The following is a 14,779-nucleotide window of genomic DNA, read 5'->3' on the forward strand; positions in this document are numbered from 1 at the left end:
GGCGTATGATCTCGCCGAGTTCCCCTCCCACCCCCCACACGCCCTCGCTCGACCTCGGCGGCCGCACCGCGCTCGTCACCGGCGCCGCGAGCGGCATCGGCCGCGCCTGCGCGCTGCGGCTGGCCGCCGCCGGAGCGAAGGTCAGAGCCCTCGACCGGGACGCGGCGGGCCTGGACGAGCTCGCCCGGCAGGCGGGCCCGCTGGCCGGCACCCTCGAACCGCGGGTCCTCGACCTCACCGACCTCGACGCCGCCGAGCAGGCGGCCGCCGGAACCGATGTGCTCGTCAACAACGCGGGGCTGCAACTGGTGCGCCCCATCGAGGACTTCCCGCCCGAGGTCTTCCACACCGTGCTCACCGTGATGCTGGAGGCGCCGTTCCGGCTCATCCGCGGCGCCCTGCCCCACATGTACGGGCAGCGGTGGGGCCGGATCGTCAACATCTCCTCGGTCCACGGCCTGCGCGCCTCCGCCTACAAGTCGGCGTACGTGGCCGCCAAGCACGGCCTGGAGGGACTGTCCAAGACCGCCGCCCTCGAGGGCGCCCCGCACGGCGTCACCTCCAACTGCGTCAACCCCGGCTATGTGCGCACGCCCCTGGTCGAGAAGCAGCTCGCCGACCAGGCACGGGCCCACGGCATCCCCGAGGAGCGCGTGCTGTCCGAGGTGCTGCTGCGGGACAGCGCGGTCAAACGGCTGCTCGAACCCGAGGAAGTGGCCGAGGCCGTGGCGTATCTGTGCGGCCCGCACGCCTCCGCCGTCACCGGCACCTCACTGGTGCTGGACGGCGGCTGGAGCGCGCACTGACCGCCGTCCCGCGCCGCCCGCCCGGAGTTTTCCACAGGCTTCCCACGGGGAGCGGACGATGGGTGATCCTGTGAACATGTCCAGCGATCACGTACGGTTCACCGAGCGCCCCGCCGCCGGCCCGGGACCGGCCACCGGCGATTCGGCGGCCGGGAGCGCCGAAGCGCCCTTTCTCGAACTGCTGGCCCGGGGCGCGCCCGTCGCCGCATACGAACAGCCCGTGCTGCTCGCCCGCGCCGAGGGCCGGCCGGCCGAGTGGATCGACGCGCTGGAACGCGCCCGGCTGCTCGCGCTGCGCGTCCGCGCCGAGCTGGAGGGACGAAGACGGCGCGAGGCGGAGCTGTCGGCGCTGTTCGAGACCGCCCACGACCTGGCCGGCCTGCGCGACCTGGACTCGGTGCTGCAGGCCATCGTGCAGCGCGCCCGCTCCCTGCTCGGCACGGACGTCGCCTACCTCACCCTCAACGACCCCGCCCGCGGCGACACCTACATGCGCGTCACCGAGGGCTCGGTGTCGGCCCGCTTCCAGCAGCTGCGCCTGGGCATGGGGGAGGGGCTCGGCGGCCTGGTCGCGCAGACGGCCCGCCCCTACGTCACCGACGACTACTTCAAGGACAACCGCTTCCAGCACACCGGCGCCATCGACGCGGGCGTGCGCGACGAGGGCCTGGTCGCCATTCTCGGGGTGCCGCTCATGCTCGGGCCGCATGTGATCGGCGTGCTGTTCGCGGCCGACCGCCGGGCCCGGATCTTCGAGCGCGAGCAGATCGCGCTGCTCGGCTCCTTCGCGGCGCTCGCCGCGGCCGCCATCGACAGCGCCAACCTGCTGGCCGAGACCCGCTCCGCCCTCGCCGACCTGGAGCGGGCCAACGAGATCATCCGCGACCGCAGCGCGGTCATCGAGCGTGCCTCGGAGGTCCACGACCGGCTCGCCGAACTCGTCCTGCGCGGCGGCGGGGTGCACGACGTGGCCGCCGCCGTCTCCGAAGTGCTCGACGGCACCGTCGACTTCACCGAGGCCGCCGCCGCACCCGCCGACGCCCTGGAGGCCTCCCGGGCCGGGGGACACGCGGTGCGGCACGGGCAGGACTGGATCGCCGCCGTGGCCGCGGGCGGCGAACTGCTCGGTGCCCTCGTGCTGCGCGGCCATCCCGATCTCGACCCCGTCGACCAGCGCACGCTGGAGCGGGCCGCGATGGTCACCTCACTGCTGATGCTCGCCAGGCGGTCCGCCGCCGAGGCCGAGCAGCGCGTCCGCGGCGAGCTGCTCGACGACCTCCTGGACGCCCGCGACCGCGACCCCCGTCTGCTGCGCGAGCGCGCCGCCCGGCTGCACGCCGACCTCGACGCCACCCATGTCGTGCTCGCCGCCCGCCTCGACGCCCCGGACGCCGACGCCGAGCAGGAGGCCGCGGCCCGGCGCCGTCTGTGGTCCGCGGTCTCCCATCTGGCCGCCACCCAGCAGGGCCTGGCCGCCGCCCGCGACGGCGGCACGGTCCTGCTGCTGCCCCTGCCCCAGGGGGACAGCGCGACGGGACTGGCCCGCCGTATCGCCCGTCACCTCGGCACCGCGGTCAACGAGGCGGTCACCGTCGGGGCCTCCGCCCCCGTCGAGAACCTGACGGCCCGTCCCGACACCGTCACGGCCGCCTACGAGGAGGCCCGGCGCTGTCTGGAGGCCCTGCGTCTGCTCGGCCGCGCCGGCGACGGCGCCGCCGCCCAGGACTTCGGCTTCCTCGGTCTGCTGCTGGCCGGCGACCGGGACGTCGCCGGCTTCGTCGACCGCACCATCGGCCAGGTCATCGCCTACGACGAACGCCGCGGCACCGATCTCATACGCACCCTGGAGGCGTACTTCGCCTCCGGCATGAGCCCGGCCCGCACCAAGGACGAACTGCACGTCCATGTGAACACCGTCGCCCAGCGCCTGGAGCGCGTCGGCCGTCTGCTCGGCGAGGACTGGCAGACCCCCGCCCGTGCCCTGGAGATCCAGCTCGCTCTGCGCCTGCACCGTCTGTCGGCACCGGCCCTGCGCGGCTGACCCCGCGGGCACACGCACGGGTCCGGGGGAGAAGCGTCCGGGGCGGCGGCCGTGGGCGCACCGCGACGACGAGTGCGAGCGGGGCGGGCGACCCGGGCGGACCAGCGACGGGCGACATCTCCATGCCCCGCCCGGCACGTTCCACGGGCGGCGGTGCGGTGACCGCGGGGGCATCCGGTCTCCGCCCGGCGCACCGGCCCCGGGGGAGGGGGGCGCCCGGGAACCCTGCAGGCCACCCGGTCGCAGAACGCGCCGACTTCGCCCACCGGCCCGCCGCCGAAACGGTCCTCTCCCTCAACTCATGCCGCTAGATTGCTACTTGGAGATCAACGGTCCGACCTGGAGGGCATCACGTGACCGAGAAAGCGGCCTTGGGCGAGCCGGGCAGGAGAATCAAGACGGACCAGCCGCATACGGCCCGGATCTGGAACTACTGGCTGGGAGGCAAGGACAACTACGAGGTCGACCAGCGGGCGGGGGACGAGATCCGCCGTCTGCACCCGGGAATCGGGGACTACGCCCAGGCGGACCGGAAGTTCCTGGGGCGGGCCGTGCGGCACCTCGCCGGTGAGCAGGGTGTGCGGCAGTTCCTCGACATCGGCACCGGACTGCCCACCGCGGACAACACCCACCAGGTCGCCCAGCGGGTCGCGCCCGAGTCCCGTATCGTCTACGTCGACAACGACCCGATCGTCCTCGCCCACGCCGCCGCCCTGCTCGACAGCACTCCCGAGGGGCGCACCGACTATCTCGACGATGACCTGCGCAATGTCGACTCCATTCTGGAGCAGGCCGCACGCACCCTGGACTTCAGCGAGCCCGTGGCACTGATGCTCCTCGGCGTCGTCATCTTCATCGAGGACGACGAGGAGGCGTACCGGATCGTGCGGCGTTACATGGACCGTCTGCCGAAGGGCAGCTTCCTGGTGCTGTCGCACACCATCACACGGCCGGACATGCCCGACGTCGATGCCGCGGTGGCGTTCTGGAACGAGCACGGCACCCCGAAACTGACCCAGCGCACCCCCGGCGCCGTCGCCCGGTTCTTCGACGGGCTGGAACTGCTGGAACCCGGCGTGGTCTCCTGCAACCACTGGCGCCCCGACGACAGCGCCGAGCGCGAGCGGCCCGAGGTCGCCATGTTCGGCGGAGTGGGGCGCAAGAACTGAGCCCGGCGACGGGCGCGGCGCCCTGTCCGTCGGCCGCCGCTTCGGCACGGCGGCCGACGGACAGGACCGTGGCCGCTGCCCGCCTACCGAGGAGCTCCGAAGTCCTGGGTCCAGTAGCTGCCGGGCTGGGCGAGACCGACGCCGATCTCCGTGAACGAGCAGTTGAGGATGTTGGCCCGGTGGCCGGAGCTGGACATCCAGGCGGCCATGACCTGCTCCGGAGTGCTGTAGCCGTAGGCGACGTTCTCGCCGTAGGTGCGCCAGTCGTACCCGGCGCGAGTGAGCCGGTCGCCCGGGGAGGAACCGTCGGACCCGGTGTGCGACATGTTCCGGTGGGCCGCCATGTCCTCGCTGTGCGCCTGGGCCGCCTTGGTCAGTGTCGTGTTCGGCTTCAGGGGCGAGCAACTGGCCTTGGCCCGCTCGGAGTTGACGAGTTCCACGATGCGCGTGGCGGCATCGGACATCGGGACGTCGGAGGCCGGCGTGTCCGGTGACGAGGGGGCGGTGGGGGTCGAGGGAGCGGAGGGAGCGGAGGAGTCCGGTCCGGACCCGGGCGCGGTGGTCCAGGGCTTGCGGCGCTCGGGCTGCTGTGCCCAGTGCTTCTGGGTCCAGTGCTTCTGTGCCCAGTGCTTCCGGTTTTCGGACTTGTGGGCCCAGGGCCTCTGGTCTCCCGGCTTTTGGCCCTCGGACTTCTGGGGCGGGGTCCAGGGCTTCGGGGCGGTGACGTCCGGAGTGCTCGCAGCGGCCGGAGCCTTCCACGGTGCCGAGACCGGCGCCTGGTTCCCCTGGCCGGGGGACCCTCCGCCGCCCCACCAGTCGCTGCAGGCCAGGGCGACGGACGGTGCACCCACGGCGCTCACGACGACGGCGGCGACAACTATGCGACGGTGAATTTTCTTCTTGCGGTGCTTGCCCATGCGTGACCTCACTGGGGGATCGCCGAAAGCTGCTGACCTGCGGCGACGTCCTGGGGATGGCCATTGTTGGAACGGCTTCGCAGTGAGTGCAAAGGGCTTTGCTGCTACTGTGCATCGTAGATGCGGGCAGCCCTTGTGGAGGGGGACCGGGACATGCTGTCCCGGCTTCTGCCCGCCCTGTGAAGTGCCGTCGCCCCGTCAGATCCGCGTCCCGTGTGAGATACCGGCGAGTACGCCGGGAGGACGGGCGGATCTGTGAGCCCACCGTGATGCACGCCCCCGCCAATCGGGCAAATAACCCCATATGGGGAGGGGTCTGTCTACTATCCCGCACGCTCAGGCAGGGCGGCGGATGTGACGGATGTCACGGGCGCGCCTCTCCTGGGTTTGTCTTGTTCGTTTCCTTGAGCCGTTCATGTGTACCCGCATAGGTTCTGCGCATGACCGGACCCCGGACCCCGGCCACCGCCGAGGAGCTGCGCGGTGCCGGCCTGCGGGTGACGGCCGTGCGCGTCGCGCTGCTCGAGACCGTGCGGGAGGGTGATCACCTCGGTGTCGAGGCGATCGCCTCCGGCGTACGCGAACGCGTGGGCCATGTCTCCCTTCAGGCCGTGTACGAGGCTCTGCACGCGCTCACCGCCGCGGGACTCGTGCGCCGTGTCGAACCGGCCGGCAGTCCGGCCCGGTTCGAGGGGCGCGTCGGGGACAACCACCACCACGTGGTGTGCCGTTCGTGCGGTGCCCTCGCCGATGTCGACTGCGCCGTCGGCGACACCCCCTGTCTGACCGCGTCCGAGGACCACGGCTTCTCGATCGACGAGACCGAGGTCATCTACTGGGGCCTGTGCCCCGGATGTTCCGACTCCGGCAGTACCTGAGCTCGTGATACGCCCAGCCCGGGAGGAAGTTCATGTCCGAGAACCCCGATGAGATCGTCACCGAAGCGAACACGGAGGGAACGGGAGGCTGCCCGGTCGCGCACGGACGCGCACCGCATCCGACCCAGGGCGGCGGAAATCACCAGTGGTGGCCGGAGCGGCTCAATCTGAAGATCCTCGCCAAGAATCCCCCCGCGGCCAACCCGCTCGGCGAGGACTTCAACTACGCCGAGGCGTTCAAGAGCCTCGACCTCCCGGCCGTGAAACGGGACATCGCCGAGGTGCTGACCACCTCGCAGGACTGGTGGCCCGCCGACTTCGGCCACTACGGGCCGTTCATCGTCCGCATGGCGTGGCACAGCGCCGGCACCTACCGGATCAGCGACGGCCGCGGTGGCGCGGGCTCCGGCCAGCAGCGTTTCGCCCCGCTCAACAGCTGGCCGGACAACGCCAACCTCGACAAGGCCCGCCGTCTGCTGTGGCCGGTGAAGAAGAAGTACGGCCAGAAGATCTCGTGGGCCGACCTGCTGATCCTCGCCGGCAATGTGGCCCTGGAGACCATGGGCCTCAAGACCTTCGGCTTCGCCGGCGGCCGTGAGGACGTGTGGGAGCCGGAGGAGGACGTCTACTGGGGTCCCGAGACGACCTGGCTCGGCGACGAGCGCTACACCGGCGACCGCGAGCTGGAGGAGCCGCTCGGGGCGGTCCAGATGGGGCTCATCTATGTCAACCCCGAAGGCCCGAACGGCAATCCGGACCCGCTCGCCGCGGCCCGCGACATCCGTGAGACGTTCCGCCGGATGGCGATGAACGACGAGGAGACCGTCGCGCTGATCGCCGGCGGCCACACCTTCGGCAAGACCCATGGCGCGGGACCGGCCCACCACGTCGGCCCCGCCCCCGAGGCCGCCCCGCTGGAGGAGCAGGGGCTGGGCTGGCGGAGCACCTACGGCACGGGCAAGGGCGCCGACACGATCACCAGCGGTCTCGAGGGCATCTGGACGGACACCCCGACCACCTGGGACGACAGCTTCTTCCGGATCCTGTTCGGCTACGAGTGGGAGCTGTTCAAGAGCCCGGCCGGCGCCTGGCAGTGGCGGCCGAAGGACGGCGCCGGCGCCGGAACCGTCCCCGACGCCCACGACCCGTCCAAGCGCCACGCCCCGACGATGCTCACCACCGACCTGGCGCTCCGGTACGACCCGGTCTACGAGCAGATCTCGCGGCGTTTCATGGAGAACCACGACGAGTTCGCCGACGCCTTCGCCCGCGCGTGGTTCAAGCTGACCCACCGTGACATGGGCCCGGTCTCGCGCTACCTCGGCCCCGAGGTGCCCTCCGAGACGCTGCTGTGGCAGGACCCGCTGCCCGAGCGGACCTACGAGCTGATCGACGCCGAGGACATCGCCGCCCTCAAGGCCCAGGTGCTCGACTCCGGTCTGTCGGTGTCCCAGCTGGTGTCCACCGCATGGGCATCGGCCTCCTCCTTCCGCGGCAGCGACAAGCGCGGCGGTGCCAACGGTGCCCGCATCCGCCTTCAGCCGCAGTGCGGATGGGAGGTCAACGACCCCGACGAGCTGGCGACGGTGCTGCGCACCCTGGAGCGGATCCAGGAGTCCTTCAACGCCGCCCAGACCGGCGGCAAGCAGGTATCGCTCGCCGACCTGATCGTGCTCGCCGGCGGCGCGGCCGTCGAACGGGCCGCCAAGGAGGGCGGGTTCGAGATCGAGGTGCCCTTCACACCGGGCCGCGTGGACGCCACGCAGGAGCAGACCGACGTGGAGTCGTTCGCGGTGCTCGAGCCGACCGCCGACGGATTCCGCAACTACCTCGGCAAGGGCAACCGGCTCCCGGCGGAGTACCTGCTGATCGACCGGGCGAACCTGCTGACCCTGAGCGCCCCGGAGATGACGGTCCTCGTCGGCGGTCTGCGGGTGCTCGGCGCCAACCACCAGCGGTCGCAGCTCGGTGTCTTCACCCGCACCCCCGGCTTGCTGACCAACGACTTCTTCGTCAACCTGCTGGACCTGGGGACCACCTGGAAGCCGACGTCCGAGGACGCCACCACCTTCGAGGGCCGTGACGTCGCCACCGGCGAGGTCAAGTGGACGGGCAGCCGTGTCGACCTGGTCTTCGGGTCGAACTCCGAGCTGCGCGCGCTGGCGGAGGTCTACGCCAGTGACGACGCCAAGGAGAAGTTCGTCAAGGACTTCGTCGCGGCATGGGTCAAGGTCATGAACCTCGACCGGTTCGACCTCGCCTGATCCCGGCCGGGCGCAACCGCGCACGACCACCAGGCCGACCGGTCCGTCCGGTCGGCCTGGGCGCGTCCGCCCGCGACTCCTCCCAAAGGCCCCGGCGGCGCGCTGTCCCTTGCGATGACGCGGGGTTCGTCTGCCTCTTGTACCCCTTGCGCCCTTTGTCTCTTGTGTCTCCTGTACCTTCTGCGTCTCCTATCCCTTGTGCTCCTTGCGGTGTCCGTTCGGGGTCTGCTGCGGACGGGACCCGGTGGCCGGGGAGCCGACGGTGACCTCCTGGGGAGTGTCCGCATCGAGGATCTGATCGCCGTACAGATCCTTCAGCCAGGCGGACTGGTAGATCGTGTCGAGGTAGCGCTCGCCGAGGTCCGGGGCGATGGCCACCGCGGTCAGGTCGTCGCTTCCGTACCGGGACAGCCAGTCCATCGCACCGCTGACCACCGTCCCGGTGGAACCGCCGAACAGGAACCCGTGCCGGGCGAGGCGGTGGCAGGCGCGGATGGTGTCCGCCTCCTCCACCTGGATCACCTCGTCGACGAAGGACTCGTCGAGCAGCGGCGGGCGCATGCTCATGCCCAGCCCGGGGATCATCCGGCGGCCCGGCTTGCCGCCGAAGGCCACCGAGCCGACGGTGTCCACCGCGATGATCCGCACCGGCCGGTGCCACTCGCGGAAGTAGCGCGCGCACCCCATCAGGGTGCCGGTGGTGCCCGCGCCGACGAACAGCACGTCCAGCCGCGGGAACTGCCGGGCGATCTCCGGGGCCGTTCTGCGGTAGTGCGCTCCCCAGTTGTTCGGGTTGGTGTACTGGCTGAGCCAGACGTACCGGTCGTCCGAGTCGCACAGCCCGCGTACGTAGTCGATGCGCGCGCCGAGGAACCCGCCGTTGGCGTCGAGGTCGGCGATGACGTGCACCTCGCTGCCCAGCGCCTCCATCAGCAGCCTGGCCGACAGGTTGCAGCGGGAGTCCGTCACGCACAGGAAGCGATAGCCCTTGCTGGCCGCGATCATGCTGAGTGCCACGCCCAGATTGCCCGACGAGGACTCGATCAGGATCGAGTCGGGCTTCAGCAGTCCCTGCTGTTCTGCGGCCTCCACCATTTCTATCGCGGCCTTCAGTTTGATCGAGCCGGCGAAATTGAAGCCCTCGCACTTCAGGTAGAGCGAGCGCCCGAAGATCGACCGCAGGTCGACATAGAGCTGACCCTCGTTGAAGGCGTGGGGAGCGGATATGACGGGCACGCTGGCCTCCTGATGCCTGGGCCGAGAAAAGGGGTGTTCAGCCGTATCGGCGCAGCTCGTGGAAGAAGTCGTCGATGACGTGCAGGTCGTTGGCGCGGGCCACCGCGTCGTAGACGTACTTGCCGACGGCGAGGTCGAGGACCCCGAGACCGAAGGGGGAGAAGATCACCGTCCGGTCGGTGCGCGGCTCCACCCGCCCGGTCATGACGTCGTCGAGGGTGCCGTCCAGGAAGGACCGGCTTCCGGTGAGCTGCTCGGTCAGATGGGGTGAGGTGCCGGCCTTCAGACAGTGCTCGACGTCGTCGACGAAGTTGGCCGAGGAGAGCAGCACCTGCGGGGCGAGGTCGCGCAGCGACACATGCAGCACGACCGGATGGTGGGTGAACCAGGCCGGGTCGGTGACATGCGGCTCCGAGGCGACCGTCGCGAAGACCACCAGATCGCTGGAGCGGATCAGCTCCTCGGGGCTGTCGTGCACGGTGATGTCCGGGGCCTGCCCGGCCTCACCGGCCTTCTGCAGATAGCCGCAGAACCCGGCGGCGCTGTCGGCCGACAGGTCGTACACCCCGACGCTGTCGAAGGCGAATCCCGTGCCGGTCAGGAACGTGTGGATGTAGCGGGCGATCAGCCCCGTGCCGAAGAAACCCACCCGGGTGGGACGCGGCCGGTTGCGGGTGAGCCAGTCGGCGGCCAGCGCGGCGGACGCCGCGGTTCTGGTGGCACTGATGATGGAGCTCTCCAGGCAGGCGAACGGGTAGCCCGTGTCGTGGTCGTTGAGGATCAGGACCGCCGACGCCCGGGGCAGGCCGGAGGAGACATTGTCCGGGAAGCTGGAGATCCACTTCAGGCCGTCCACCCGCACCGGCCCGCCGACCGAGGCCGGCAGCGCGATGATCCGGGACGTGGGACGGTCGGGGAAACGCAGGAAGTACGACGGCGGGTTCACCGTCTCACCGGAGCCGTGCAGCCGGTAGGCCGCCTCGATCAGATGAACGAGTTCCTTCTCGCGTCCCTGGAGCGCCCGCTGCACCTGGGCGCCGGTGATCACCGCGAAGGACGGCACCGGGGCCGGGCGGGCGGCCTCCGGGTCGGTGGCGGGGGAGGTCACAGAAGTCATCGACGGCTTCCCTTCGGATTCGGGTCGTACGCGGCCAGGCGCTGCGGCTCGGCCATGGCGACCAGCACCTGACGGTCGCCGGTGAAGGGCTCTCTGCTGTGCGCGGTACGGATGTTGTCGACCAGCATCAGATCGCCGGCCTGCCAGGGCTCGCGCCGGGTGTGCTGCTCGTAGGTCTCGTTGAGCAGCTGGACGACGTCCTCACCGATCGGACTGCCGTCCCCGAAACGGGTGTTGAACGGCAGCCCGTCCTCGCCGTACTCGTCCACCAGGTACTCGCGCACCTCCGGGGCCAGCGTCCACTCGTTGAGGAAGGCGATCTGGTTGAACCAGCAGCGCCGGCCGGTGACCGGGTGCCGCACCACGGCGGCGCGGCGCTGCCGGGTGCGCAGAGTGCCGTCGGGCTGCCAGGTGAAGTCGATGGCGTGGGCGCGGCAGTAGTTCTCCACGGTCTCGCGGTCGTCGGTGCCGAACGACTCCGCGAGCGAGGCACCGATCTCGTCGTTGTAGCTGCGGACCAGCAGCCAGCCCTCGCGTTCGAACCGCTCGGTCAGCTCGGCGGGCAGTGCCTGGAGCACGGCCTCCGCGTCGGCCACGCCGGTCGCCCCGCCCTCGGCGGGCGGGACGGTGCACGCGAAGAGCATCAGACCGGGGGTCTCGAGCGCGTAACTCAGCTCGTGGTGCATGCACATGGGCTGGTTGGCGGGCCAGGCGGTGGAGGAGTACAGCCCCGGGCCGCGGGGCTCCCGGGGAGCGAAGGCCTCCCGTTCCGCCATGAGCGGGCCGCCCAGTTCCGCGAAGACGGCGGCGATCAGGTCCGGCTCCCGCAGTCCCAGGCCCCGCACGAGCAGCGCTCCGTGCTCGATGACCTGCGCGCGCAGCGCCTCACGGTGCTCGGCCGCCCATCCGACCGCGTCCGCGGGGGGCTCCAGGTGCAGGATGGGGGGCCGGTCGGGCCGCAGCTCCACCTCCAGCACCGACGCCGGGGACGAGAACGACATCTCGGTTTCCTTTCGTTCGTCACCAAGGAGGCCCGGGCGAGCCTCGAAGGGGGTCAGGAGGAGGCCAGCAGTTCGGCGGCGCCCAGGACGACCCGTGCGGTCTCGGCGGGACGGGTGCGCGGGAAGTAGTGGCCCCCGTCGGCGAGTTCGTGCAGATCCACCTGCTCGGCCAGCAGCTCCCAGTCCCGCCAGCGGTCGCGGAACCGTGCGGTGCTCGGGTCGTCGGCGGCGACGACCACGGTGACCGGCGCCGTCAGTCTCACCGCCGGCGGGTTCTCCAGGGCGTCGGCCAGATAGCGGTGCGCGGACACGCAGTCGTGCCGGTAGGCGGCGCCGATGTGCTCGGCGTGCTCCGCGTTCAGCTCGCCGAGTTCGCTGTAGCCGCTGTCCGCGCTCAGTCCGGCGGCGATCTCGGCGTTGCTCCGCTGCGTCAGCTCGGCGATCGCGGCGCGCCGTTCGGCGGCGGTGCCGAGCAGTTGCGCACCGAGGAACACCCGCGTCACCTCGATTCCGCGTCCGAGCAGCGTCCGGGCCGTCTCCAGGGCGGCCGCGGCACCGGAGGAGTGGCCCCACAGCATGACCCGTCCCAGACCGCGCCCGGCGATCTCGGCGGCGACCTGCTCCACCACCTGCTCCAGCGGCGCGAACGGCTCCCTGACGGCCGCCAGGTCGTGCCCGGGCGGATCCACGGCGTACACGGCGAGGGTGCCGCCGGCCAGGGCGCTCGCCATCGGCTGGAAGTTGACCGCGTTGCCGCCCGCGTACGGGAAGCACACCAGCGCGCACTCCGGGGTGCCGTCCGGCTCCGACAGCGGCTGGAGCAGCTCCGGGCGCCGGCGGGCCGTGCCGTCGAGACGCGCGGCCAGATCGGCGAGCACCGGGTGCCGGGTGATGTCCTTCAAGGACACCGCGCGGTTCAGGGCGATGGTGAGCTTCACCGCCGACAGCGAGGTGCCGCCGAGGTCGAAGAAGTGGGCCCGCCGGCCGATCGTGTGCGGGTCCAGGCCCAGCAGTTCGGCCCAGACGGCCGCCAGCCTGCGCTCGGTCGGGGTGTGCGGTGCGTCTTCGTGGTCTCCCGCCGTGCGCTCCCCGGCGGTGCCGCTCTGTGCCGACGGCGCGCTCCGTTCGGCCAGCGCGGTCAGCGCCTTGCGGTCGATCTTGCCGTTGGCGGTCAGCGGCAGCGCCTCCTGCCAGTGGAAGGCGGACGGAACCATGTACGCGGGGAGCGAGGCCCCGAGCGCCTGCCGCAGTTCCCGGGGCTGCAGGCGCCGGCCGGTGTAGAAGGCGATCAGGTGTGTGCTCCGGCCCGCCAGGTCGGCGACGACCACCGCGCCGTCCCGGACGCCGGGCACCCGCAGCAGGGTGTTCTCGATCTCACCGATCTCGATGCGGAACCCGCGGATCTTCACCTGGCTGTCCCGGCGGCCGAGGAACTCCAGCTTTCCGTCGGGGTGCCAGCGCCCCCAGTCGCCGCCCAGGTAGAGCCGCTCGCCCGGCCGGTACGGGTCCGTGCGGTAGGCCTCACGGGTCCGCTCGGGATCGTTGACGTAGCCGCGTCCCACGCACACCCCGGAGAACGCGATCAGTCCCGGGGCGCCGAGCGGCACCAGCGACAGCCGCTCGTCGACGACGTAGACCCGTACGTTGCTGACCGGGCGTCCCAGCAGCACCCGGTCCGGCACCGTGTCCATCACCTCGTGGTTGGTGTCGTCCGAGGTCTCCGTCAGACCGTAGGCGTTGACCAGCCTGATGCCCGGCTGGAGGGCGAACCAGCGCTGCACGAGCTCCCGTTTCAGCGCCTCGCCGGTCACCGACACACAGGTCAGGTCGGGCAGTGCGCGCGGGTGCCGCTCCAGGTACGAGACCACCACCTCCAGATAGGAGGGCACGAGCTGCGCCACCGCGACCCGGCCGCGCACCAGGGTGTCGACGAACCGCTCCACGTCCGTGATCGCGTCCTGCTCGACCAGCAGGGTCCGCCCGCCCACCAGCAGTCCGGCGATCAGCTGCCACAGCGAGATGTCGAAGCACTGCGGGGCCGTCTGCGCCACCACCCGGCCGGGACCGATCCCCAAGTCGTCGATCTTGGCGTACAGATGGTTGAGCATGCCCGCGTGCTCGCACATCGCCCCCTTCGGCTCGCCGGTGGAACCGGAGGTGAAGTAGATGTACGCCAGCTGGCCGGGGGAGACCTCCACCTCGGGGTTCTCGTCGGCATGCCCCTCGGCGTACGCCGTCTCGATGAGCAGCTTCCCGGCCTTCTCCGGCAGCGTGGCCAGGGCCTCGTCGAGGCTGCCGGTGCTGCCCGGCTCGGTCAGCACCAGCCGGCACCCGGCGCGGGAGAGCGTCGCCGCGATGCGGCCGGCCGGGAAGTGCGGCTCGATCGGCAGGTAGACCCCGCCGGCCTTGAACACCGCCAGCACCGCGGCCAGCCAGTCGAGATTGCGTTCGGTGACCACGGCCACCACGCCCTCCCGGCCCAGACCGCGCGCCAGCAGCGCCCGCGCCAGCCGGTTGGCCCGCGCGTTCAGCTCCCCGTACGTCCACGAGCGGTCCTTGTGCACCGCGGCCACCGCGTCCGGGTGCTCCCGCACCCGCTCCTCGAAGATCTGGTGCGCCCGCAGCGGCGGCAGCTCCCGGTGGGGGCCGGCCAGCCCCTCCAGCTGGTGGCGCACCTCCTCGGGCGACAGCAGACTCTGCCCCATGTGCCCGGCGTCCGGGTCGGCCGTCATCAGCCGCAGCGCGGTCAGGTGGTAGCCGCCGACCCGGGCCGCGGCCTCGGCGTCCAGGACGTCCGTGCGGTACCGCAGCCGCAGCACCGTCCGGTCGTCCCGCTCGCCGAACGCCACCCGCAGCACGGCCTCCTCCTCGGGCAGGTCGCACCCGGCGTCCGCGGGGTCGAGGACGACCTCGTACGACCGTTCCGTCAGCCCCAGGTCCCGGCGCAGCTCGCCGACCGGGAAGTCCCGGTGGGCGATCAGGTCCGCCTCGACACGGCGGACGTCGAGCACCAGCCGGCGCCACGACCGCGGTGCGACGGTCAGCCGGCAGGGCAGCGGGCCGCGTCCGGGTCCCGTGACATACCCGGTCACCACGTCCTGCTCACCCGACAGCGCGGCCAGCACCTTGGCATGGGCGGCCAGCAGCACCGCGCTCACCGGCACATCCAGGTGTGCCGCCAGAGCGCGCACCGCCCGGGTCGTGTCCGCCGGCACGGTCTCCTCGTGTTCGGCCACACCGGCCACCGGCTCGCGCGCCCACCGCGGAACGGCGGTGAAACCGCCGGCGGTCAGCACCTCGCTCCAGAACTCCCTGTCCGCTGCCACGAGCGTTTCCATCGAATGCCTCTT

At 71.5% G+C, this 14,779-nt stretch carries 10 protein-coding genes; 5 read left to right on the forward strand and 5 right to left on the reverse strand.

Annotated elements, in window-relative coordinates; translation table 11 throughout:
- The first annotated feature begins 5 nt into the window (after positions 1-5).
- The 3 genes from ABD224_RS08660 (at position 6) to ABD224_RS08670 (ending at position 4,016) form a co-directional block, all read left to right on the forward strand.
- Complete coding sequence (locus tag ABD224_RS08660) at positions 6-806, forward strand: 3-hydroxybutyrate dehydrogenase (protein ID WP_344048659.1); 801 nt, start codon at positions 6-8, stop codon at positions 804-806.
- A gap of 76 nt (positions 807-882) precedes the next feature.
- Entirely contained in the window at positions 883-2,847 is a 1,965-nt protein-coding gene (locus ABD224_RS08665; protein ID WP_344048661.1) for a helix-turn-helix domain-containing protein, read from the forward strand.
- 353 nt (positions 2,848-3,200) lie between these two features.
- A complete protein-coding gene (locus tag ABD224_RS08670) occupies positions 3,201-4,016 on the forward strand; it encodes an SAM-dependent methyltransferase (RefSeq protein WP_344048663.1) in 816 nt (271 codons plus the stop codon).
- Positions 4,017-4,099: 83 nt separating this feature from the next.
- Here ABD224_RS08670 and ABD224_RS08675 read toward each other — a convergent pair whose 3' ends face one another.
- Positions 4,100-4,933, reverse strand: coding sequence for a CAP domain-containing protein (locus tag ABD224_RS08675; RefSeq protein WP_344048665.1), 834 nt, complete (start codon positions 4,931-4,933; stop codon positions 4,100-4,102).
- Positions 4,934-5,373: 440 nt separating this feature from the next.
- On the opposite strand from ABD224_RS08675, the gene ABD224_RS08680 reads away from it, so the two are divergent.
- Together ABD224_RS08680 and katG are read left to right on the forward strand one after the other, a co-directional pair.
- Complete coding sequence (locus tag ABD224_RS08680) at positions 5,374-5,811, forward strand: Fur family transcriptional regulator (protein WP_067389508.1); 438 nt, start codon at positions 5,374-5,376, stop codon at positions 5,809-5,811.
- Between the two features lie 32 nt (positions 5,812-5,843).
- Positions 5,844-8,075 (forward strand): catalase/peroxidase HPI, encoded by a 2,232-nt coding sequence (gene katG, locus ABD224_RS08685; protein WP_344048669.1) that lies wholly within the window; start codon positions 5,844-5,846, stop codon positions 8,073-8,075.
- A gap of 189 nt (positions 8,076-8,264) precedes the next feature.
- Here katG and sbnA read toward each other — a convergent pair whose 3' ends face one another.
- Genes sbnA through ABD224_RS08705 form a run of 4 tightly spaced genes read right to left on the reverse strand, consistent with a single transcriptional unit; the run spans position 8,265 to position 14,767 of the window.
- Positions 8,265-9,311, reverse strand: coding sequence for a 2,3-diaminopropionate biosynthesis protein SbnA (gene sbnA / locus ABD224_RS08690; RefSeq protein ID WP_344048671.1), 1,047 nt, complete (start codon positions 9,309-9,311; stop codon positions 8,265-8,267).
- A 37-nt stretch (positions 9,312-9,348) separates the two neighbouring features.
- Complete coding sequence (gene sbnB, locus ABD224_RS08695; protein ID WP_344048673.1) at positions 9,349-10,428, reverse strand: 2,3-diaminopropionate biosynthesis protein SbnB; 1,080 nt, start codon at positions 10,426-10,428, stop codon at positions 9,349-9,351.
- The gene (locus ABD224_RS08700; RefSeq protein WP_344048675.1) at positions 10,425-11,429 is read right to left on the reverse strand and encodes a TauD/TfdA family dioxygenase; all 1,005 of its coding nucleotides are present in this window, start codon (positions 11,427-11,429) and stop codon (positions 10,425-10,427) included. Before ABD224_RS08700 ends, sbnB begins: the two co-directional genes overlap by 4 nt.
- A 53-nt stretch (positions 11,430-11,482) precedes the next feature.
- Entirely contained in the window at positions 11,483-14,767 is a 3,285-nt protein-coding gene (locus tag ABD224_RS08705; RefSeq protein WP_344048677.1) for a non-ribosomal peptide synthetase, read from the reverse strand.
- Positions 14,768-14,779 lie beyond the last annotated feature (12 nt).

The organism is Streptomyces thermoalcalitolerans (assembly GCF_039525155.1).
Classification (GTDB): domain Bacteria; phylum Actinomycetota; class Actinomycetes; order Streptomycetales; family Streptomycetaceae; genus Streptomyces; species Streptomyces thermovulgaris.